Genomic DNA, 22,655 nt, shown 5'->3' with positions numbered 1-22,655 from the left:
CTTTTATTTTCTGTAAGTGGTTCTATAGTTATCAAACTAGTATGGGAGATAGCCACATTTAAGATCGACGACTTTATAGGTCACCTCTTTTTCGATATTGAGGGGTCGAGCGCCATTAATTCCATAGGTATAAACGGATCCTTTATAAGGTTTGCTAGCATTCGGATTGAATGTTGCGATCACAATATGGCTAAATTGTCCGGCCATATTATAATCAAAATTCCAAGCCGTGATATCACCTGTTCCATCGTCTGGAAGCGAGAGCACCTCTTGCACATCGAGTCCTGAATTTGAGAATCGATATAGCTTCCTGCCTTTGGCAAAATACCAGAATCCGGAACCTGTCCTATACCTAAAACCAACGGCATTTTGCGCTTCAGGAATACGCTTTCTTCCTACCAACAAATAACTCTCCGGCATATACCCGTTAGTAGAGTTTGCAGAGTAGTCAAATCGATGAATAGCCAGTTCGTCTCCGTTTTTTGTTAGCACAAAATTATTTACCCAAGTGACATAATCTTCCACACCACCAACAACCTCATGGCCTTTGAAGTTACCCTGTATCAAATAACCCAAATCGGTCTCATAAGAATTCGAGTTTCCATCGGCAGGACTTGCGAACACTCGCAATCGCTCATTTTTATAATCATAGCCCATCAGAAACAACCCACTGAAGCTCATCTCATTGATATAGTAGTCGCCGTCCCGGAAGTCGTAATCCAAGGGGTCATCATACACATCCATTCCAATAACATTCCTATTTAAGACTCGTACTTTCCCATCTATGATTGCTGTTCCACCCGTTCCCTCGAATTTCACTCGTGATGGGTTAAACCCTGAAGGAAGCGGATCGACACTCAAAGGATTATCGCGGCTAAATAATAGCGTCGCCAGGCTGCTTTTCGTATCGCCTACGATGATAGGGTATTCGCCTTCCCTGGTGGCAACGGTGATACTGGAGAAGATACCATTTGTGGCTGAGGTTGCGTAGTGTTCTAATTGTAAATTTAGCGGCTTTTTCCCAAAGACATAGCCATCAAAATTGTTAATATGAAAGAAATGGCTCGTCAGGTCATTTCCTTTGAAAAACAAATAAGCATTCTCATCCGCATCTTCGGCTAGCAAATAGTATCCGCGTGTTACGCTGGCTGAAAGATTGACCGTGAAATGAATGTTATATGTAGCGTTGGTATTTTTATCGGTAATAAATAGATTGGACAATAGTGTGCCTGGCTTTACGCCTTCCGTGTTAAAGTCCAGGTCTTTCTCCTGACCAACTGTATCCTTTCCAATTACCCAAAGGAAGTCATATTGGTCTTTATTGTCTTTAGAACCGAATACAAGTGGTGATATCTTTAGCGTTTCTCCGACAATGACAGAAAATACATTCGACGCCAAAGGCACTCCTGGTCTTAAAAGTACCGAATCTACCTTGTTCAACGATTGATAATCGTAATTCCCTAAATCTTTACTACAGCCGGAAAAGATTAATAGAAATAAAGTTATAACGATTGATATTTTACTGAATTTCATAGTGTTTGTTATTAAGGTAAAAGAATCCTTGGCAAGGTGGGATCAGCATTTGGATAAATGATATGCTCCTGAAAATAGGTTTTTAGTCTGCTGATATAGAGGAATGTCACTGGATGCATGCCTCTACTTGCATTCTCGGGCATCCTATCCCAATAATAATATGGCCCTGGGAATTGCACAGGATTATAGAATTCCGGACTAGGGTCTGCGCCCAGATAATAGAGTTCCATCCATTTTTGATACACCTCCTGATAGTAGGGGCCGAAGTATCTCGACCATGTTTTCCACCATTTAGGCTCCGTCAACTGATCCGAAACAATAATCTTCATGGATTTATTATACTCATTGCCGATTTTAAATTCATGATTCTCATGTAGGAGAAGTTTCAGTGCAGAATTGGCTTCGCGCAATGCGGGGTAATTTGTCAATGTAATTTCCAATGTTCCATCGACCTTATTGGCAGGTATAATCCCTCGCCCTAAGCTGACTTTGGATAAGTCAATCGTACTTTCGGATTTTACAATATCGAAAGAAACTTCTCTATCCCGATCTTCCGGGATTCCGGCAATCTTTAAGGGAATTGTCAATGTTTTAATGTCGCGCTCCTCTTCCTTTTCCAGAGCAAATGAATAAGAGAGCGAATCCATATAAAGCTCTTCTTTGAAGCCGAGGTTAGTATTCTTCAGAGAGAAATAGACGTAGGCGTCATCCGCATTGAATCTGACGAAGTCAGCGTTTTCCTTGCAAGACTGCAACAACAGCAGGAAAACAACGAATATGACCAGCTTAATGTGTTTATTTAAATTTTTCATTACAGTCATTTTTAATTGCTTTTATTAAAAGTTTCCTCATCTAACGGTACAGGCAATTTGAAAATATTAAGCGATGGAGCAACTTCACCCGATGGTTTATAGATCGAATGAAACATGCGTTTATAGAAAGTGAACAGGAACCCTTCCCCGATAAACTCTCTACGCACTTCATCGATATAAATATTCAATAGCTTAGCGCTATTATCATAAGTAATTGCCGATAAGCCACGCTTTGCACGGAGTTCGTTTAACAACTGCACGCTCAGTGCAGGATTGACTCCCAGATTAGCTTCTATAGTCATGAAATAGAGTTCAGGCAGACTGATCAACTTCAGTTCATTTCTTCTGACAGATGCGTTGGAAATAGCATCCGGATTTAAAAACTTACTGAATGCGCCAGAGATTTTCCATTGTATCAGGCGGTAATCTGAAGATGCTCCCGACCCCTTGGTATATAAGTTTTGGAGAAATCCTGCATATGCGGGAATCAGCGTTCTGCCGGTGCCGAAGTATGGAAGATTGCTTGTATGGCTCTCATTTTTGATAATTGCAAACAAGTTCTCTTTACTAAAGCGGATGTCTTTATCCGACACCGTATTATTCACATCCTTCTCCGTCATCAGCGCGATATCAATCTTCGGGTTTGCCTTCAGCTCATCAATCAGTAATTTAGCGGTCTCTCCTGCTTTTAAATTATCGCCTTTCAGCTCATACAATCGTGCGAGCATTGCACGAACCGCATAAATGTTAGAACGCGCACCACGGTAGTTTAATAAGTAGGAATAGTTTAAGGATGAGCTGTTCGAATTACCATTCCCCACACGACCAATTTCACTTATTGGATCCTCGGCTAACAGGTCTATTGCTTCGAGCAGATCCTTCTCAGCCTGTTCGAAAAACGTTGCTGTAATTAAAAATGGTTGAGGTTTCTTACTCGATGTTGTATAGTAAGGCACCGCTTTCGAGTTAATGCCTTCCACTTTTACCACGGGCCCAAACCATTTGAAAACCTCTAAGTGAAGAAACGCACGTAGTCCGAGTAATTCGCCTCTAACTAGATTCTTTTCTTTACCTCCCTTTAGATTATCCAAGTAATCGAACATAATATTTACCTGATGGATAGACTTGTAAAGTTCCGCCCAAATATTGTTGATGCGATTTTGAACGCCCTGCTCAGCAAAATCATAATTCGAAACGTAATAGTTACTATTCGATGAATTGCTGATTTGCCAATAGCCCGCTAAGGCGTCCGCAAAGTTATACTTCAATTCTGCTCCATACAGATTACTCGTCGTCATCGAGTTGTAGACTCCGGCCAACCCAGATTCGAAGCCCTTCAGATCTTTAAAGGCATCATCAGCATAAACGTTATCTTCCGGCGTTACATCCAACCACTTGGAACATGACCCAAATGCAAGCGCAAATACAGAAAACAGCAGAGTAATGAGTTTTATATTAATATTTTTCATTTTCTTAAAGGGTAAAAGTTAATACTGTACGAGCAAACCTAAGTTGTAACTGCGCGAGAAAGGATAGCTTAAGCCGCGCTCCATCCTGACAGTGCTAAATCGAAATACATCATTTGCAGAAAAATTGAACCTAACACGCTGTAAACCTAATTTCTGGGTAACTTGCTGTCCCATCGTATAATTGAAGTTGACAGATCCTAATCGGATATAATTTTCTGTTTGAACGAATCTCGATGATAGTTGAGTGGTACTCACGTCGGTGATTCCTTTATAGAGTGTTTGATCGCCGGGTTCTTTCCATCGTTCATAAAGAACACGTTTATCGGCATTATCCCAGACCTTCACGTTCTCTATCTTAGACACCAACGTCTGATTGTAAAGTTGACCGCCAATGGTATAATTGAAATACGCCTCCAGACTAAAGTTTCTGTAATTGATGAATCCAGAGATATTACCGAATAGCTTCGGTTCCTTGTTTCCAATGATTTGTATATCATTAGGGCTCCAAACATAGGTCAATTTGTTATCTAAGGTCAAAAATACTTCACGTCCGGTTGCCGGATCGATACCCAAGGAACGCACGCCCTTTATGGTTTGAAGCGACTGGCCTTCCTCATAGTAAACACTTTGCGGAACTACCTTCGCATTGACACCCTGATATCCTGTATTGCTTTTATTGGAAATATCGTTCAGAGCTTTCAATTCTTCGGAGATTTCTAATAGCTTACTCTTATTATAGGCTCCTTGGAAACGGAGTATCACGTTGAATGTCTTATCACTCGATTCGTAGGGCTTCACATCAATCTGAGCCTCGAAGCCTTTATTCTCCACCTTACCCAAGTTTTCTGTGTAAGTCGAGTTCGCTATTCCAACAGAAGGAGCGACGCTAATAGGTGTTGCCATATTATGCGTCAATCTTTTATATGCTTCTAGTCGAATATTTAAACGGTTGTTGAGCAACGCAGAATTGATACCCGCGCTGTAAGACTTAATTTGAGGCCATCTTAAATTAGGGTTACCCTCGGATACATAATAAAAACCCATTTGTTCATTATAGAGGCTGTTGAAACCTGCGCTATAAATCGTATTGGTCAGCGATGCTTCTAAATTATCTGTGCCGCTAATACCCATATTGTAATAAACACGCAACAGGTTGATAACCTTATTATCCCTGAGGAAATCTTCTTTATGAAGATTATAACCTACGCCCGACGCCCAAAAATTGCCATAGCGCTTATTTCTTCCATACTTCGAAGACCCGTCTGTCCGGAGAGAAAGGTCTAGATAAAAACGTTCGTCGAATATATAATTTGCAGTTCCCATAAAACCAATACGACGCTCAGGAACGTTGGTGTAACTATATCGTGTGTCATCTTTATAGTTCAATGCGAGTGCAGGACTCACGAACCTATCGTCTGCAAAACCCGCAAGCGTGGTGCTGTTAGAAGAATTCTTTGAACTATTTAACTCGAATACACCGCTTGCCGATAAAGCATGTTTTTTTGCAAAGACCTTAGCGAAGGTCATTATTGCGGTACCTGCATAATTGATGCCGTTGCCAGCATTGATTATGTAAAGGCCTCGTTGCCGAACGTCGGGAATATCTTTGTAGAGTGTGTTTCTGGGAGAGTTAGTACTTAGTAATTAGTATTAAGACCTATGGCGGGTTGTTAGATTTTAGACATTAGGCATAAGATTTTAGACCCGATCCTGTTTATCCTTAAATCCTTCCTTTCCTGGTTCAAGACAAACTTTTCTTCTTTTGAAAGACAATAGCATCTAACAACCCACCCTAGGTCTTAATACTAAGTACTAACTACTAAATACTATTCAAATAAAAAGGAGCTGTCTTCTTCAGACAGCTCCCAAACTTCATTTCCCACAACGCCTATTCAGTAACCGGCAATTGTACCGGTTTCATCCGTTTAAACTTCTTGTAGCGAAGTATTTCATCCGCTAGTTTTGAAATCGCGAAACCTACGATCGAAGCATCATCCAACCAACCTAATACCGGGATTATGTCCGGTATGGCATCTAAAGGGGATACAACGTAGACAATAGTTGCTACAATGACCGACATATTCCACTTATTCATTTTATATCGACCAGCAAATGTATCTTTGATCATCGATATTAAAAGACCAAAATCGCTGCTCTTCTCCCCTAGGTTTTGAGCTTTATCCTCTGCCAAATCGATCTCCTCTCTCGTTAGTTTACGATTTTTAAAGGTATTGAATAACAGAAGTGCTCTGCTAAAATAGTTTTTCTTCATTTGTTCTTTCGTCATTTTATCAATAAGACAGTGTTTCTAATAAACGGTTTAATAGGGATAAAAATTATTAAAAGGATTGAAATACTATTAATTAATGTTTTCAGCAAGGCCAGCACTTCGTTTATAAGCCGGTATAGATATGCAGCTAGGTAGAGTTTAGCTAATCTTTTGGGAGAACAGTTTTGTCATTGTATTTAACCACGTATCATGGTTAAGATCATTTTAAATGCGGTAGTGGCATAAACCGCATGTGGAATATTGGCCGGTAGGATAATCATTTCACCTTCATGTACTTCGTGGGGCTCTTCGGCAATGTGAATCAAAGCGGTACCGTCCAATACCTGAAGGACAGCATCAAAGGGTGCAGAATGCTCGCTCAACTGCTGCCCTTGATCAAAGGCAAAGAGCGTGATGTTGCCGGTCTTACTTTTGGTGATCTGTTGGCTGACCACACTGTTTTTTGAATAGTCGATTCGTTCCCTTGGAGAAAAAACTAAACCTGTTTCTTTAGTTGTCATTTTTATTCTTTTTGATTTATATTAATTCAAGTTAACCTGTGTAGCAATAGGAATCCTGGTACTACACAGGTTAATTACTCTTATAATCTCGATCCCCACATCGTAAAAGTGCACAGCGCTCTCCAATATTTCTGCTACTTTATTATGTGGTTCAGCTCGGTTATCTAACAACATAGTCATCTATAATGCCTTATGATTTGGGATAAATCATTGAAAGGCAAGATGCTGATTCCTCAATTTAACAATAAAAACCCATACTATGTCCCTGATCGCTGCAATTAGCAGCATCCGTCTAATGTGGATTATTGAAAGATGAAAGTGCTAGGGTCTACATATGTAGTTCGGCCAATAGGCTTCAATATACTTTTATCCTGTACCCACTCATAGGCCATCACCATAAAAATAGCATCATTCACCCATGCTTCATAAATACCTAAGCTTTCACCGGTTTTGAGATTATAGGTTGCGTGAAATGCAAATTTCATTTCCGTGGATTTGCTGACTTTTCCGTCTTTTGAAAACTGCCACGCGTCTTCATGACCGCCTTTGATACTTACGATATCCCCGTCTTTTTTCAATGTATATTTCTCATAGAAATAGAAGTCGCCGCCATTTGAGAAAACTAGATTTCCTTTATTGTTTATCAATAAAGAAGGGGCCATCCATTGCGTATTTTCGTTATGATCTTCGGAGGTTCGTAGAGACCTGTTAAAATCTGCAGCACTTTTAAATTCTGGATTATTCAAAGGACTGTAGAACACAGATTTATAACTCGTGTTAAATTTCATCGTAGTCTTCAACTCTTCTTTAAGTTCAAGATAAATCTCTTCTTCTGTCTTAGGTAGCACTGGTACCGGATCGTCGTCTTTACTGCAAGCATTCAATCCGAATGTTGCAAGGGAGAACACACCTATTATTAAACTATTGCTGAATTGCCTTCTATTCATGACTTTTAATTTTAATTATTAATACTGATTTGTTTAATTATTCTGTTTGATATTTTTTTAGTGAAGTTTCCTTCCGTCTTTGCCCATTTCAAAAATTAAAAACGGTAGCCTATGGCCAACGTCAAATGGCTAGGATCCAGCTTGAGCTGGCCATTGAGCTTCCAGCCGACCGATTTGGTTAAATCGGCATTCACCTCAGCGCGGTTTGCCAAGAAATGTTTGCCGTCTAATTGTAAAAACCATCGGTTTGTTAGATAATAATCTATGCCCATTCCGAAAAGCAACCCTGCACGACTGTGGTACTCTACCGCATCAACAGCCCAGCCTGGGTGCTGATCATCAAAAAGCAAAAACGTCCGGCCTACAGCTAGGTAAGGTGTAATTCTTTCCCATCTAGTGATATGGTATTTTATTGAAAGACTTACCGGTACAAGCATGACATTGCCCAAGGGGATTTCATCCCGTAGGATCTGCATACTGCTGTAATCTCCTCCGGTCATGTTGACTCGGTATCTGCTCGCAGATGCCGAAACTTCTGCCGACCAATTGGAAGTAAGGAACCATGCCATCCCAAATCCAGTTACAAGAGAATTATCCAATTGAAAGTGGCCGCCTACCTGATGGAGGAAACTAGTTTCGTTGCTGACAGAATAGCCGCTGTAAAGCTTAATAGAAAATGTTCGACGATTAGCTTCCTGCGCATGTACTGCCGTACTTAAATAAAGTCCTATGGACAGAATCCCGTATTTTACTAGCGTCTGCATTATTCTTCTATGATCTGTTTGAACCTTTTCCATCCCTGTGCATTTCTATACGTATGTGCAGTACCTCGAGGCACATAGAGTTTTACCTTATCAAAATCGTGGCTTTTATTAATTTGTTGGCCTAGGGGGCTTATCAGCACATCGTTAAAGAGCTGGTTGTTTTCCGGAGGAATTGTCCAGGCGACATGCACTTCCTCTAGTTTATCCATGCCATTAATAAAACCACGCCCTAGCTCGCTAATGTTTTTATGCAACCATAAACGCTTAGTGCTACTTTCGTAAAAACAACTTTCTCCAAGTGATGTAACTTGTTCGGGAATATGCAGATTTTCAAAACTGCTTTGTCGCATACTGCGATCTCCTAATTTTGTTAGGTTCTTAGGCCATTTAATCTTCTTCAATCGTTTTGCAGAAAGAAAGCCTTCGCCTACCTGCGTAACGCCATCGGGCAATATAAGTTCCTCGATTTTTGTCCCGGCGAAGGCGAAATAACCTATCGATGTTAAACCTGCAGGTAAAACAATAGTTTTTAGATTGTAGCTCTGCAAAAAGCATTCATCGGGCAATGCCGTTACCTTTGGAGGAAAGGTAAAACTGGTCAATTTAGTATTCGTAAAACATCCACGTTTTATAATCTCCACAGATTCCGGCAACTGCAAATCTTCATAGGGATAATACCTGTAGGCAAATTCACCAATTTCTTTTACCATATTGGGCAATTGATATTTTTCTTTGCTCATATAGGGCAGATCAACCTGAACTGTCTGCGTACTTCCTGTTGTCCAAAAACGCCTGCTTACCGATTCAAATATAAATGCACCGATAATTTCTACTTCATTCGGAATAATTACCTCCCGAACCCAGTATGCGCCGTCGATTGCATTCGAACTTGTTGTCACATAGTTACCCGTACTTTTTATCTTTCGCGGATAGGTAAGATGTTCCAGATTTTTATTCGTAAATGGGGAATTGATCAGTTGGCCTTCAAAGATCTCTGCATCCTGTAAATCGACCTCTCTTAAATCGCCATTTAATGCTTCAGACAGATAACGCTTTATGACACCGATGTCTTTATTGTTCACATGCCCACTTATAATCAACTTGCGAACGCCTTTCCAGTCTGCTTTTTCAGCCGCATTAGCGAATTCTCCAGCCTTTACACCTTTATAAATCAGCGTACGGCTATCGGTATCCGAAATGACAAAAAAAGAGGCGTTCGGAGGGAACTCCTCCCTTTCACAGGAAACCAGTAGTAAAGCTAAAAAAACCAATATGCCACTCATTTTGTCCACTGTAGTCGTTCTTAAAGATGAAAGCGTCATTTAGATTTTAGTCAGCAACAGGGAGAAATCCAACTGAAATCCCAATTTAATACGAATCGAAAATGCTGAAGCGGAATTGCCTTTTGTAGTGATAATTGCAGCGCTGTTATTAGAATTTTGATTAGCATTAATAAATGGCGGTATTGAACCGTTTCCATTGCGTCTGCCAATAGCAAGTACGCCATTGCCGTTAGTAATTTCACCAGTCACTTGATCGAACTTAAAGGTCACATCCTGGAAAGCCAATGCCAAGGGCATGCTGTTTTTCCAGTAATGTTTCGTTGTAGCATGAGCGAAATCCCCATAACTTGATGGCGGCGAGCCCGATTCAAAACCGCTGGTATTTCCACTGGCATCGGAAAATTCTATTTTAGTGATACCGCTGCCCACATCACTTAGTTTAATATGATGATCACCATCAGGTTTTAAAATGTAACTGGCTAGGGTTGCCGTAAAGCTATTTGGTTCAAAAGCGACTTTCACTTGATAAATACCAGTAAGTGCAACGGTCGTTTTTGGATCGTGCTGATTTTGGGTTATGTTCATAAAACTATATTTAAAAAATTATTAATAAATGGTTGACTACTGCAGACGAACAGTTTGTACAGACTGCGTTTAATTAATTGAGTTTCTGTATGGATTTTATCATAACAACGACAGGCAAGGCTACACCGGGATCTAGCTTCAGATCGTATTGCATACTGCCGGAACCATCTGGATTTTTTTCAAACAGCCCCGTGAGTTTTGCTTTACCATTGCTGTGCAAACCTTGCTGCAAGGCTTCTTCGGAAATCTCAAAACCTGGGTTTTCGCCCTTTTCAACACCTCCTACAGGTGGGTCGGCATCAAAATAGCCTGTACCTTCAACGTTATGTATTCTAAGCCCCTTTGCTGTCTCTGCCACGGTAAACTGTGCATCAACAGTCATATCAAAGGGCATAGGATTTGCCCGGAATTTGCTGAAACGAAGTCGTAATACTCCATTGCCTTCGTCAGTTACCGTCCCATCGATGCTTCCGGTAGTAACTGGAAAAAGCTCCATCATCGTCGGTGTAACTTGAAAACGATATTTACCAGTCAGTCCGTACCGTTTGATCAGTGTATCTCCGCCAACATCGTCATCATTCTTACTGCAGGAGCTAAAAAATATAATTCCTGCCAACCCGAGTAAAAGGGGTATCAGGGCTATCTTTCGGTTTATTGTTTTTATATTCATTCTTATTCCAATATTATTTAGTTCCCGTTATATGCGCTTTCATTGCAATCGGCAGCATCAAATCAAACAGCACATATAGCTTTTTGCTTTTGCGTACATAATAACCTTCAAGTTCCGCATCGTCGCTTTGAGGTAAGGGGGTTCCAATCGGTTGTTCTGACGTTGCTTCGGTACGAACCCTGCCATCCCTCCCACGCAGAAATATGGTATCCTTTGTCGCGTTCAATTGCAACAGCATATTAATGTTCGTTGTCATTTTCAGGGGCATCATTTCGGTCTGAAATTTTCGAAAGCCAAAATCTAACGATCCGTTTGCCAGCCACTGCGTACGTATAGGCCATTTACTTTCCGTAAAGGTCAATAAGGGCTGAGTTCGGGTTTTGTTATCATACATCATCATTTTTATGCTTACGCTGTCATCCTGATAATCGAGATATGCCTCATAAATTTCTCTAGCCAATTCCCGAGTACCGTAGTTATCCGTGAGATAGTCTGCACGGTTTGGCAGGAGGCTAGGATCGCTCAAATGAGGAGAATCGTAGTCGTCTTTCATACAGGAAGCCATGGCAAACGAAAACAGTAGGATAATCAGAGCATTTCTCATATTGCTGTTTTCTTACGCGCAACAATAGCCACGGCATTAATATCCTCTTTGTGCTTACTAAACGTACGGCGCATTTGCAGTATCCGTTTTCGCAGGTCGCCGTTGCTTAACACATTGAACATGATTTTAAGTGTTCTGAACAATCCTTCGTCCTGCAGCACCCTTTTTGGTTCCAGTAGTGCCATAGCATTTGAGTCTATTTTTACGATCTCAAACCCTTCATCTGTTAGCAATTGGCACCACTCTTTGGCGGTAAGTGGGCGGGCGTGAACCCTGATATTTGCACTTAGATCTTTATAAACACTTTGCTTGATCTCTTCGCTGATGTCGTCTGGTTGCAGCCCAAGCTCATGAATACCATAAAAACCTCCCGGTTTCAGGATACGAGCAGCTTCACGAATGATTTCCTTTTTATGCTCCAAGGTTTGCATAGTGAGCATGGCTTCTCCATACACTTTTGTAGCATAGTTGTCCGGCAATGTCGTATTGGAGGCATCGGCAATGATCATGGACATCTTATGGTAATTGACATTTTTGCTCGCCAGCTCGGACGCTTGCTTATTGTTGTCTACACCTGTATAACTATTAGGCTTTTTGGCACAAGCGACGTTTGCAGTAAACCCCAGTCCAGGAGCAAATTCTACAACATCGTCCGACGGATTGATGTCCATGTTGTTCATCAATCGCATGGTCAGCTCTCGACCTCCGGGGCGTAGCACCTTCTTGCCCGCTTTTGCAAGGATCCAGTGACCCTGTTTTTCGTTTAGTTTTTCTTCTATTGCCATTGTTAATTGTTGTTTAGAATTTATAGGTTAGTCCAGCGTATAAGGCTCGTGTTTGACCCGGCATAAAAAACGCCACATTATCCACCGTAAATTCGGGAAATGGGATCGCGGGCAACAGTATCTGATCACTGATCACGTAGCTTGACGCATAATATTTATTCAACATGTTTTTGCACTCTACGTAGAAAGAGAAATTCCTCCATCCCTCAACTCCTGCCCTCATTCCGAAAATGGTAAAAGCAGGCTGATACACGGTATTGCTATGATCTATCGGGCTTTTCGTTGGTTGACTCTCCGCATTTAAAGAAAAGAACAGCTTGCCGGGATTATTATATTCGATCGATGCAGTCAGGTAATGAGCTGGTACACCTGCGAGTTTTTTGCCTTTGTAATCCCCTGAGCTGAAATAGAAATCGCTGTAGGTGTACATGGCTTTCACCGATATCTTATCATTTGTCTTTAAAAGTCCCTGAAAAGGAATGGCCATCGCTCCAAACTCTATCCCTTGGTGGATAGTATTCGGATAGTTCTTGGTTTCTTTAACGCCAAGCACAAAATCCTTTATCTCTAACAGTTCATCTTTGATCCAGGAACGATAGAGGGAAATATTCCATCCAAAAAGTGCTCCTTCGTACCGTGTGCCAATCTCGGCAGTGGTTGCCGATTGTTTATCCAACTTTATGGCAAAGAATTCCTTAGGACTGGTATTGATGTTCTCAGTGACTTTGGTTCCGACCAACTCGTCGAATGTGGGAGGTTCGTAGCTGGCGCTCACATTCCCGAAAATCTGGAAGTCTCTATTGCTCCCAGCATTGTAAATTGCTCCAACCCTTGGGTTGATAGCCCTGTACTGCTGATTCAGCGATTGGCTGAACGAATGGAAATAACGATACATATGCGAAAAATGGCTGTACCAGGGGCGCAATTCCGGATCAGGAAATACATCCTCACTATTTCGTTCATTGTTTACGGCTTGTATGTTTCCTATAACGTGCAATCTGTCGCTAAAACGGTGATGATATTCGCTGTAAAAACTCAAGTTGACAGCATTCAGCTTATCCTTACTGAACATATAGGAGTCCATCCCATTCAAATTAATATGCCCTCTGCGATCAATATCGCCATGGCTTTCTAAAAAGCCTGCCCTGAAGGTTCCCTTCTCCAGGCGATGGACTGCCTGTATACTTATACCGGCATCATTTCCTGTTGAACGTTGTGTGGATAATACGATGGGAAAAACAAACCTGTCATTAATCAGCTGGTAATAGGCTGATACTGTCAAATCTGTTTGTGATGATAAGCGAAAGGCCGTACGGTTAGCAATACGCAATACTTCTGCCTCGCGTTCAGGTCTATCCCTTTCTATATTCGGCCCCATGTAGTAAGGAAGTTCAATTCCTCTGTTGATCTGTCTAGGATCTTCTTTCAGCATGGCCATGGTCAAGGGCCCAGGTACATCAAAAATGATATAGGAATAATTTACATATAGGCGGCTGTCTATACTTCCGGAAAAGCGATAACCATAATTACCTGCAATATTGAGCTTTTTGTTACGGTTATGTTGGCGGAAACCATCCTGACGGCTTCCCGATACGGAAAGGAAAGCATCGGATTTGTTCCAATGATCGCCCATCATTACGTTCCCTTGTCCATAGCCGAAGGATCCTCCTTCAGTTTTAAGCTGTATTCCACGCGAATACCTACCGCTGTGGGAATTAAAATTGACGGCACCACCCAATGTAGCGGCTCCGTAGCGTAGCGCATTTGCACCTTTGAACACTTCTACCGTTTCGGAAATGGCAGGATCCATAACCCCGATGATAAAGGAACCGTCAGCAAAGTTGACCGGAATACCATCCTGTAAGAGGTAAACCCCTCGTCGCTGCGGATTGCTCTGGATGCCGGAACCGCGGATACTTAACCTTGGTTGATCATTGGCTCCAAAGAATTCTTGTATCACGACGCCGGGTTCATACTTTAATGCGTCTTTAATGGTTTCCAAGCGTTGCACCTCCGGAGTCATCACGGCAACTGAGGTTCCACCTGCTATCAGCTTGTGCTGCCGTTTGATCGCTTCAAGAGAAGGCGCTGTGGAAATAGTCCATCCTGTTATTGCCACTTCTTCTAGCTGTACGCTCTTTTCGACTAGTGTGATCTTGTAAATTCGTTTTCCAAATTCATTTGCCCGTACGTCTATTTCCTTTTCCAACTGTCGATAAGCGCTGTGGCTGAAAACCAGAATATGAATCCCCTCCTTACACAAAAGGGAGAAAAAGCCATTGGAATCGGTAATTATCCCCTCGGATGGCGATCCTTTCAGAAATAGCGAAACCCCCTCGATTACATTGCCTTTATTATCCGTTACATAGCCTTCTATCCTCATATCTTTTTTATCTGTCTGTGCCTTAGCTCCAAAATGGAAACAGCAAACACTAAGTATGGCAACCATAACCATTGTTAACAATCGTCTACTTAGCATTGATATCCTGTTTGTTTCATTGTTATTTAGAATTAGTATAAATAAACATTATATTTACACAAAGCTATAAAAGACGCTCTTTCCTCGATACCCAAAACGGGAGTATTATTACCCAAAACGGGAATATTTACTACTCGTTGATTGATTTAAATAGTATAGGAGTGAAATAAAGTTGATGCTTTGAAGATTAATTTTAAGAATCATGGATGATGACAGTACATGCATTATTGAGCCCAATAAAACTTGAAACTTTTTCCGAATACTATTTTTTGCTGAAAACAGAAGTGCCGGAAGAATCTACTGCAGAGAGTATTATAAGTCAAGCTTCGTTATCAGCAGACCTTCCTTATTTTGGCAGTGACCCGATTATCAGACAACTCAGGACGGATGGACTCGTGATTCACGACTACAGGCTCCAACTTTGGGAAGATTCTGTTTTGAAAATCGCAGCTATGGACGATTGTGTGGTAATGAATTTCCTGTTCAAGGCCGAGAAAGAGGATCATGTAGAAACCAATGAGATATCAGGCTGTGCTTATGGCAGGCACAACCTACAATACAGTGCCGATTTTGTTGAAGAGTATCTGCTGCGCAGAAATTGTGAGTACGATTCTTTCTGCATTTTCATGAGCAAGGACTTCTATTTTAGACTTATCGGCAAGACAAACAGTTTATGTAATGAATTTGCGCAGCGAGTTAAAGGCGGTATCAGTGCCAGCCTGTCTCCAAACTATCTTCCGATGAATTTTGAAATGGATAGTATAATCAATAAACTAAGAAGCTGTACCCGCAAGGGTAGTTTTCACAGACTCTGCCTGGAAATTAAATTGCAGGAGTTGTTGCTATTGCAGTTCGAACAATATCATGACATGGTTGAAAAATCTCTTCCTCGGCAGGTATTGCATGAAGACGATGAAAAAAAGATCCGAATTGCCCAAGCAATTTTGGAAGAGTGCTACAATACTCCACCAACAATTAGGGAACTAGCACGGATGGTCGGTGTAAATGAGTTTAAGTTAAAGAAAGGGTTTAAAGCGCTTGTTCGGTGTACAATCCATGATTACGTTGTAAAGTACAGGATGGAAAAAGCAAACCAGATGATCAGGAAGCAAAATATGCAAATGCGCGATGTGGCTATTGAACTGGGATATAAAAACCCATCACATTTTTCTGCAGCATTCAAAAAGCATTTTGGTTTTCTGCCTACAGGAATGATCGGTTAAATCTGCGGAATGAACGTACAGATATCTCTTATTTTCTCTTGCTGCCCAGATTCGGCAGCCGCTCTTTCAAGGTCTACGGCCATTTCAGGATGAAAGTTTAATAAAAAATTAACATCCACACAATATTCCGAAAATTACGGCGTTATAATAATACAAATAAGGTTATTTTTAAGATAGCAGAGATGCTAACAAAAAAAAGAAATAACTTTATAAAGAGGGGTTGTACGAAAGTATAACCCCTTGATTTCTTCCTTTTGAAATCATTTTTTTTACCAATAATCTACCTCTAGCCCAGTTTTTCTCGCAACAATTCTTTATCAAGGCCTTTTTCATATTTCGCCACGACAAGTGTTGCAGCACCGTTTCCAATCAGGTTAGTAATTGCACGCGCTTCACTCATAAATCGATCGATTCCAAGTACTATTCCGACGGCCTCCACGGGTATATGTCCGACAACGGGCAAGGTCGCAGCCAATGTGACAAAACCGCTTCCGGTGACACCTGCGGCACCCTTTGATGTTAACAAAAGCACAAGAAGCAGTGTTATTTCTTGCTCTAAACTCAAGTGCATGTTCAAAGCCTGCGAGATAAATACCGCAGCCATTGTGAGGTAGATACAGGTCCCGTCCAAATTAAAGGAGTAACCCGTCGGGATAACGAGTCCGACAATAGGCTTTGAACAGCCCGCATCCTCCAACTTTTTCATAATGCCAGGAAGTGCTGACTCGGATGATGAAGTCCCTAATACTATTAAAATCTCTTCTTTGATATATTTCAGAAACTTGAAGATATTGACGCCCACGTAGAAGTGCAATACAGCACCGATAATGAATATGATAAATATAATACAGGTGAGGTAAAAGCTGATCATCAATAAGCCGAGCGAGGATAGAGCTTCGACACCGTACTTACCGATGGTAAAGCCCATAGCCCCCATGGCACCAATCGGCGCCAAATACATGATGATTTTGATCACTGCAAATAGCCCTTTTAGAAAGGAGTCTAATACATTCAATACAGGCTCCGAGGCCTTCTTGCCTATTTTCGTTAGTCCTACCCCGAATAACACAGCAAACAAGAGCACTTGCAGCAAATTATCAGAAGCAACTGCAGCAACGACGTTATCTGGAATAATGCTGATGATAAAATCCATCGTCGTTTTATGTTCTTTAGATTTCGATACATATTCGGAGACCGCTGTCGGATCCAGTTCGGATGGGTTAACGTTCATGCCGGTACCCGGTTGAATCCAGTTGACAAAGACTAAACCAATGAGCAAGGCTATTGTGGTCATGATTTCGAAATAGATAATCGCTGTGAGGCCAATCTTTCCAACTTTCTTCACATCTTTCATACCGGCAATACCGATTACGATAGACGCAAAAATCAGCGGTGCAATGACCATCTTGATTAGTTTGATAAAACCGTCGCCTAGAGGTTTCATCTTGACTGCAAAATCTGGATAAAAAATACCGATAAGAATACCGATGATAATAGCGAGGATGACTTGGACGTACAAGCTCGAAAGGATCTTCTTCATAATTACTTTTGTGGCTTACTCAATTAAGGTTTAGAATCTACAAAAGTCTAAATTTAAAGCAAAAAAGAAAGAGTATTGCAAACTTATTTGCAAATAATTGGAAGAAGAGATACGGCTTTAGTAAGTTTTTGCCGAAACTATTGATTAGAAACCGTCAGCTTATCAACATATTTATTGAGTGATTCGTTCAACAGGTAATTCCAACCATTTTCAAAGCGTACCTGACTGAACTGTTCACCGGCGTCGTGGAAGTTCTCAAGCCCTTCATGCGTCAGGTGCAAAGTTGTCGCACCTCCGCGAGGAATCAAGCGCCAGGTGATGATAGAAGTACCCTTGCTCTGTTTGGGATGGCGCCAGGTAAACTTAAAAAGCTCATTCGGAATCACATCGAGCACCTGGCAGTGATGAAGCGAATCTTCGCGCTTATTATGGCGGTAAAATTCAAATTCACCACCAATTTCCATCGTAAAATTGGGGATCTCAAAAAACCATTCCTTCATATTTTCTTTATTGGTGATGGCTTGCCATAAATCTGCTAGGGCGATAGGATAAGTTCGTTCAATGTGAATAGTTTGCTGGCGCATAGGATCCTCCTTTGTGTTGTTTTAAATATAAGCATTACTCTCCAACAATTTATTAAGCGTGGGTTAAAGTCCTGTAAAAAAATTGTCATACAGCTTGGTCTTTCCTTCGCCTCGTCTGGCCTTTCGATTTGTAAAAAACTCCGTATCTTTGTTAGTGATGAATGTAAATAGCTTACTTGAACGCGCATTGAATTTTGAATTCCTCTCGAAAGAAGAGGGAGTTTTTCTCTATCACCATGCGCCTACGGCCGATTTAGCTTTCGTTGCGAATGAACTTCGTAAAATTCAAGTTCCTTCGGGCAAAGTCACTTGGCAAATCGATCGTAATGTAAACACGACGAATGTTTGTATTGCGAACTGCAAATTCTGTAATTTCTTCCGTAGACCGGGACACGACGAAAGTTATATCACGGATATAGAAACCTATAAGCAAAAAATAGAAGAGACTTTTAAATATGGTGGCGATCAGTTATTGCTACAAGGTGGGCACCATCCGGATTTAGGATTGGCGTTCTACACCGATTTATTTAAAAAACTGAAAGAGCTATACCCTACCCTGAAACTTCACTCTCTCGGTCCGCCAGAAATTGCTCATGTTGCTAAATTGGAAAACATGAGTCATTTAGATGTACTGACAGCAATGAAAGAGGCGGGGCTAGACTCATTACCGGGTGCTGGAGCGGAGATATTGAACGATCGCGTTCGCCGCTTGATTTCCAAAGGTAAGTGTGGCGGCCAGGAATGGTTAGACGTTATGCGTGCAGCGCATAAAATAAATCTACCGACATCTGCAACAATGATGTTCGGTCATATCGAAACTATAGAAGAACGTTTTGAGCATCTGGTATGGATCAGAGAGGTCCAGGATGAAAAACCGGAAGACCACTATGGTTTTATCGCCTTTATCCCATGGCCATTCCAAGACGATGGTACGCTGTTGAAGCGCCTTAGAGGGATTACGAACAATGTAACATCGGACGAATATGTGCGCATGATCGCGCTAAGTCGTATCATGCTACCAAACGTAAAAAATATTCAAGCTTCTTGGTTAACCGTTGGTAAGCAGACGGCACAGCTATGTCTGCATGCCGGTGCGAACGACTTTGGTTCTATTATGATTGAGGAGAATGTAGTTTCTGCTGCTGGTGCTCCGCATCGATTTACATCGAAATCTATTCAGGATGCAATCGCTGAGGCTGGTTTTGAACCTCAACTAAGAACGCAGACTTACCAATACCGTGAACTGCCGGTGAATATGGAAGAGCAAGTGATTAACTATTAATAACGTCACATTGAAAGATATTCTATCAAATATTGAGGCCATCATTTTTGCATCCGCAGAGGGCATTAATCTTCATGATTTGCGCTTGGTGCTGCAGGAGGCTTTGGCAATAGAGATTACGAAGGAAGAACTTGACGAATTTGTTGGGAAAATAAAGCAAAAATATGCTGCGGAGGATCTGGTTTTCGAGTTGCATATGATCAATGAACAATATCAGTTTCTAACGAAAGCCGTCTATCATCCTGCGATTAACCAATTACAATTGCATAAGGAAAAAAGGAAGCTTTCGCAGGCTGGTCTTGAAACCTTAGCCATCATTGCTTATCGTCAGCCAATTACAAAATTAGAGGTCGAACAGATACGTGGTGTCAACTGTGATTATACCATTCAGCGCCTCCTAGATAAGGGCATGATCAGCATTGTTGGGAAAGCTGATTCTATCGGAAAACCGCTTCTATACGCCACAAGTTTCGAGTTTATGCAGCATTTTGGATTGCGGAGCACAAAAGAGCTTCCGCAACTGAAAGACATTGTGGCTGAGGAGAATAGCATTGGTGAAATTGTTGAATAAAATTTGTAAATGTTAAAGATTATACAGTAGGAAATAATTTCAAAAAAATATTTTTGAATTGAATTATCTTCTATAATTTTACCATACAAAAGATACAAAGTACAATATCATAATTAACAAAATGGCGACAATGCAAGTAATTGAAAATGATGTAATGGTTGAAGAAAGAGTATTCAACTTCAACGGTCCAGATGATGATTCTGATGACTTCGATGGCGATGAAGACGATTTCGAATTAGACGATATCGATGCTATCGGCGGAGGATACGATGACTTCGACGACGATGAAGACGACGATTTTTAATCGCGGTTAATCTGAATCACTTTTACCAATACATCAAGTTGGGAGGGCTATGTGTGGCCTTATAAAGGATAAAAGAAATTGAGCAAGCTTGGAAGAAATTCCAGGCTTTTTTTTAGATTTTAGAGGTGAGATGTAAGAGATTAGATGCCTAGCTTCGCATTGGGTTAAATTTGTTCGAATCAGGAAAGGACAATAAATCCGATCCTGCCCATCCTAAAACCCTTCCTTTCCTAGTTGAAAGTCAATCATATCATCCTCAAGAAAACCCACAAAAAAATGGCGACCCTTATCGGCCGCCATAGGTCTAAATACTAACTACTAAATACTAACTACTAAATACTTACCACTACTTTCTTCCAAACTCGTAGCCTACGCTGATAGAGGTTACGCGATTTAAGTATTTCGTGCTTGTATTGGAGATATTGATGAGACCTGCCGTACTTGACGCACTCAGCACGAAACCATTCATAAATCTATAGCCGAGCATAGCGCCCAGACCGAGGTCGAAAGGATTAAGCTCGTCTACGCCGCTTCCCCAGTTTATATCAATACCTTGTCTACCGCTAGTCACTTTTGCACTTACGCCATACGCTAAATAAGGTCCCCCTCCGTAAAAGAAATCCCCGCTCCGGGTTTCCACTCTGCCTAAGAAATTCACTGGTACTTGTAAATAAAGAAATTTGTCGATGAAAGTCCCTTCTGGAATCTTGGACTTAGCCCCTTTACCTTCCAATGAAAGCCCAGGCTGTATGGAGAAACCTGGAGATACGCGGACATCATAATAACCTGTGACATGAAATCGGGAAGCCACCTTGGTAGTGGCAGAATGGTCTCCTTCACGTACAAACTGATTTGCTAAATTATAACCCGCGCGGATTCCAAAATTGTTTTGAGCCAAAAGGCCAGTTGTCATGGCTAACACCAAAGCCATCGTTGAGAAGAATTTTTTCATATTGGTTTGTTAAATTTCATAATGACTGATCGCTGTTGGTCGACAGTCTAGGGCCTCGCTTACTTAAGTAGAAGCGTCTTCATAAAGATAATACTAATTACTTAGGATGTACACAATATTTATAATAGCATCTATAAAATTTTCCTATAATGTCAATCGATTTCGACTCTATTTGTAACCCTCCCTATTTTCGGACTGGCATCCAGGCGAGTTTTCAAATTTAAATATAGTTGTTATCAATAGGTCAATCTTTTTTAAAGTTGACCTATTGATAACATGCCGCCGGCAGGGCATCGTATTCCATTGGGGTTTTCCCTCCCAATGACTCGTGTGGTCTTTTGTAGTTGTAATCTTGTATCCATTCTTCTGCAAGTATCTGTACTTGTAGAGTGTCTTCAAAGAGGTAGGCATCGAGGATACTTTCCCGAAATGTGCGGTTGAAACGTTCAATGTAAGCGTTTTGCATAGGCCTGCCTGGTTGGATATACTGTATCTCTATTTCTTTGCCAGCACACCAATCTCGAAATTCCCTGCTGATAAATTCTGGACCATTATCCGTACGGAAACATGAAGGTTTTCCCTGCTCTTTTATGATGCGCTCCAATAGATAGGTTACTTTGCTTGCTGGCATACTATGTGCAACCTCAATAGCTATTGCCCGCCTGTTAAAGTCATCAATGATGTTCAGTGTCCTGAACTTGCGCTTATTGGTCAGTACATCGCTCATGAAGTCCAAAGACCATGTTCTAAGCGGCTTTTCTGGAATCGACAATGGTTGCTTTACCCGGGCCGGAAGTCGTCTTCTGGTCTTTCTGCGACGGTTCATCCCCAAGAGTTGATACACCCTGCGTATTCGTTTGTAATTCCACTTCAGTCCTTCGTGTCGGATCCGTGAATAGTAAAGGTCCTGTCCTTCGGTTGGATACCGATCGGCCAGCTCTCGGAGCTTCGCTATCGTTTCGCTGTCATCCTTCTTGTTCCTGTAATAATACATTGACTTGGGAAGATTGACAATCTTGCAGGCCCTGCTGATGCTGATCCGGTGCGTCGAAATCACATAAGCAGCCATATCCTTGCGCTGGCAGGGCCTCAGAACTTTTTTGATAGTACGTCCTTGAGGATCTTATGATCTAGGGCAAGGTCCGCATACATCTGTTTGAGACGGCGGTTCTCTTCCTCAAGTTCCTTCATACGTCGCAGCTCTTGGCTGTCCATCCCGGAATACTTCTTCTTCCAGTTGTAAAATGTGGCTTGGTGGACACCCAACTCCCGGCAGATATCAGAAGTGGATTTACCTGATTCATGTTGCTTGATCGCCGAAACGATCTGGCTCTCGCTGATTCTTGTCTTTTTCATTGTACTGTTCTAAGTTACGAATTTTCGCATTTCAAACAGTCCGACTTTTCGGGAGGGTTACATATTAATTCGAATATAATCCTACTTTTAAAATTACCTCAAAATTCGAGTTATTAAAAAGT

23 protein-coding genes are annotated in these 22,655 nt (G+C 41.3%); 4 read left to right on the top strand and 19 right to left on the bottom strand.

Features of this window, described 5'->3' with window-relative positions:
* Positions 1-36: 36 nt before the first annotated feature.
* From QYC40_RS04915 to QYC40_RS04850, 14 genes are all read right to left on the bottom strand, one after another.
* Positions 37-1,533 carry a PKD-like family lipoprotein gene (locus tag QYC40_RS04915; protein WP_301992728.1) on the bottom strand — a complete coding sequence of 499 codons (1,497 nt, stop codon included), beginning with the start codon at positions 1,531-1,533 and terminating at the stop codon, positions 37-39.
* Positions 1,534-1,544: 11 nt separating this feature from the next.
* Positions 1,545-2,345, bottom strand: a complete 801-nt coding sequence (locus tag QYC40_RS04910) for a DUF4843 domain-containing protein (RefSeq protein WP_301992727.1) — start codon at positions 2,343-2,345, stop codon at positions 1,545-1,547.
* An 11-nt stretch (positions 2,346-2,356) separates the two neighbouring features.
* A complete protein-coding gene (locus QYC40_RS04905) occupies positions 2,357-3,814 on the bottom strand; it encodes a RagB/SusD family nutrient uptake outer membrane protein (RefSeq protein ID WP_301992726.1) in 1,458 nt (485 codons plus the stop codon).
* Positions 3,815-3,832: 18 nt separating this feature from the next.
* On the bottom strand, positions 3,833-5,341 hold the full coding sequence (locus tag QYC40_RS04900; protein WP_301992725.1) for a TonB-dependent receptor: 1,509 nt from the start codon (positions 5,339-5,341) through the stop codon (positions 3,833-3,835).
* A gap of 361 nt (positions 5,342-5,702) precedes the next feature.
* A complete protein-coding gene (locus tag QYC40_RS04895) occupies positions 5,703-6,086 on the bottom strand; it encodes a YkvA family protein (protein WP_301992724.1) in 384 nt (127 codons plus the stop codon).
* Between the two features lie 194 nt (positions 6,087-6,280).
* Positions 6,281-6,604, bottom strand: coding sequence for a cupin domain-containing protein (locus QYC40_RS04890; RefSeq protein WP_301992723.1), 324 nt, complete (start codon positions 6,602-6,604; stop codon positions 6,281-6,283).
* A 302-nt stretch (positions 6,605-6,906) separates the two neighbouring features.
* On the bottom strand, positions 6,907-7,551 hold the full coding sequence (locus QYC40_RS04885) for a hypothetical protein (protein WP_301992722.1): 645 nt from the start codon (positions 7,549-7,551) through the stop codon (positions 6,907-6,909).
* A gap of 95 nt (positions 7,552-7,646) precedes the next feature.
* Entirely contained in the window at positions 7,647-8,315 is a 669-nt protein-coding gene (locus QYC40_RS04880; RefSeq protein WP_301992721.1) for an OmpW family protein, read from the bottom strand.
* Positions 8,315-9,598, bottom strand: coding sequence for a leucine-rich repeat domain-containing protein (locus QYC40_RS04875; protein ID WP_301992719.1), 1,284 nt, complete (start codon positions 9,596-9,598; stop codon positions 8,315-8,317). The genes QYC40_RS04880 and QYC40_RS04875 overlap by 1 nt, the downstream gene beginning before the upstream one ends.
* Positions 9,599-9,637: 39 nt before the next feature.
* Entirely contained in the window at positions 9,638-10,183 is a 546-nt protein-coding gene (locus tag QYC40_RS04870) for a hypothetical protein (protein WP_301992718.1), read from the bottom strand.
* 73 nt (positions 10,184-10,256) lie between these two features.
* Positions 10,257-10,853 (bottom strand): hypothetical protein, encoded by a 597-nt coding sequence (locus QYC40_RS04865; protein ID WP_301992717.1) that lies wholly within the window; start codon positions 10,851-10,853, stop codon positions 10,257-10,259.
* Positions 10,854-10,866: 13 nt separating this feature from the next.
* On the bottom strand, positions 10,867-11,457 hold the full coding sequence (locus QYC40_RS04860; RefSeq protein ID WP_301992715.1) for a hypothetical protein: 591 nt from the start codon (positions 11,455-11,457) through the stop codon (positions 10,867-10,869).
* Complete coding sequence (locus tag QYC40_RS04855; protein ID WP_301992714.1) at positions 11,454-12,242, bottom strand: class I SAM-dependent methyltransferase; 789 nt, start codon at positions 12,240-12,242, stop codon at positions 11,454-11,456. The genes QYC40_RS04860 and QYC40_RS04855 overlap by 4 nt, the downstream gene beginning before the upstream one ends.
* Positions 12,243-12,255: 13 nt before the next feature.
* Positions 12,256-14,691 carry a TonB-dependent receptor gene (locus QYC40_RS04850; RefSeq protein ID WP_301992712.1) on the bottom strand — a complete coding sequence of 812 codons (2,436 nt, stop codon included), beginning with the start codon at positions 14,689-14,691 and terminating at the stop codon, positions 12,256-12,258.
* Between the two features lie 236 nt (positions 14,692-14,927).
* On the opposite strand from QYC40_RS04850, the gene QYC40_RS04845 reads away from it, so the two are divergent.
* Positions 14,928-15,944 carry a helix-turn-helix transcriptional regulator gene (locus QYC40_RS04845; RefSeq protein WP_301992711.1) on the top strand — a complete coding sequence of 339 codons (1,017 nt, stop codon included), beginning with the start codon at positions 14,928-14,930 and terminating at the stop codon, positions 15,942-15,944.
* A 286-nt stretch (positions 15,945-16,230) separates the two neighbouring features.
* On the opposite strand, the gene dctA is transcribed toward QYC40_RS04845, so the two are convergent.
* Both dctA and QYC40_RS04835 read right to left on the bottom strand, forming a co-directional pair.
* The gene (gene dctA / locus QYC40_RS04840) at positions 16,231-17,484 is read right to left on the bottom strand and encodes a C4-dicarboxylate transporter DctA (protein WP_301992710.1); all 1,254 of its coding nucleotides are present in this window, start codon (positions 17,482-17,484) and stop codon (positions 16,231-16,233) included.
* Positions 17,485-17,621: 137 nt separating this feature from the next.
* Positions 17,622-18,068, bottom strand: coding sequence for an SRPBCC domain-containing protein (locus QYC40_RS04835; RefSeq protein ID WP_301992709.1), 447 nt, complete (start codon positions 18,066-18,068; stop codon positions 17,622-17,624).
* Between the two features lie 157 nt (positions 18,069-18,225).
* Between QYC40_RS04835 and mqnC the strand changes: the two genes are divergently transcribed.
* The 3 genes from mqnC (at position 18,226) to QYC40_RS04820 (ending at position 20,225) form a co-directional block, all read left to right on the top strand.
* A complete protein-coding gene (gene mqnC / locus QYC40_RS04830) occupies positions 18,226-19,350 on the top strand; it encodes a cyclic dehypoxanthinyl futalosine synthase (protein WP_301993691.1) in 1,125 nt (374 codons plus the stop codon).
* 10 nt (positions 19,351-19,360) lie between these two features.
* Positions 19,361-19,921, top strand: a complete 561-nt coding sequence (gene scpB / locus QYC40_RS04825; protein ID WP_301992708.1) for an SMC-Scp complex subunit ScpB — start codon at positions 19,361-19,363, stop codon at positions 19,919-19,921.
* Between the two features lie 130 nt (positions 19,922-20,051).
* Positions 20,052-20,225 (top strand): hypothetical protein, encoded by a 174-nt coding sequence (locus tag QYC40_RS04820; RefSeq protein ID WP_260042185.1) that lies wholly within the window; start codon positions 20,052-20,054, stop codon positions 20,223-20,225.
* A gap of 346 nt (positions 20,226-20,571) precedes the next feature.
* On the opposite strand, the gene QYC40_RS04815 is transcribed toward QYC40_RS04820, so the two are convergent.
* The 3 genes from QYC40_RS04815 to QYC40_RS04805 form a co-directional block, all read right to left on the bottom strand.
* Complete coding sequence (locus tag QYC40_RS04815; protein WP_301992707.1) at positions 20,572-21,177, bottom strand: porin family protein; 606 nt, start codon at positions 21,175-21,177, stop codon at positions 20,572-20,574.
* A gap of 265 nt (positions 21,178-21,442) precedes the next feature.
* Entirely contained in the window at positions 21,443-22,246 is an 804-nt protein-coding gene (locus tag QYC40_RS04810; protein WP_301991380.1) for an IS3 family transposase, read from the bottom strand.
* 20 nt (positions 22,247-22,266) lie between these two features.
* A complete protein-coding gene (locus tag QYC40_RS04805; RefSeq protein WP_206366949.1) occupies positions 22,267-22,533 on the bottom strand; it encodes a transposase in 267 nt (88 codons plus the stop codon).
* Positions 22,534-22,655 lie beyond the last annotated feature (122 nt).

It is taken from the genome of Sphingobacterium sp. BN32 (assembly GCF_030503615.1).
Taxonomy (GTDB): domain Bacteria; phylum Bacteroidota; class Bacteroidia; order Sphingobacteriales; family Sphingobacteriaceae; genus Sphingobacterium.
Note: the sequence above shows the minus strand (reverse complement) of the source record. Positions and strands in the feature narration are given on the sequence as shown.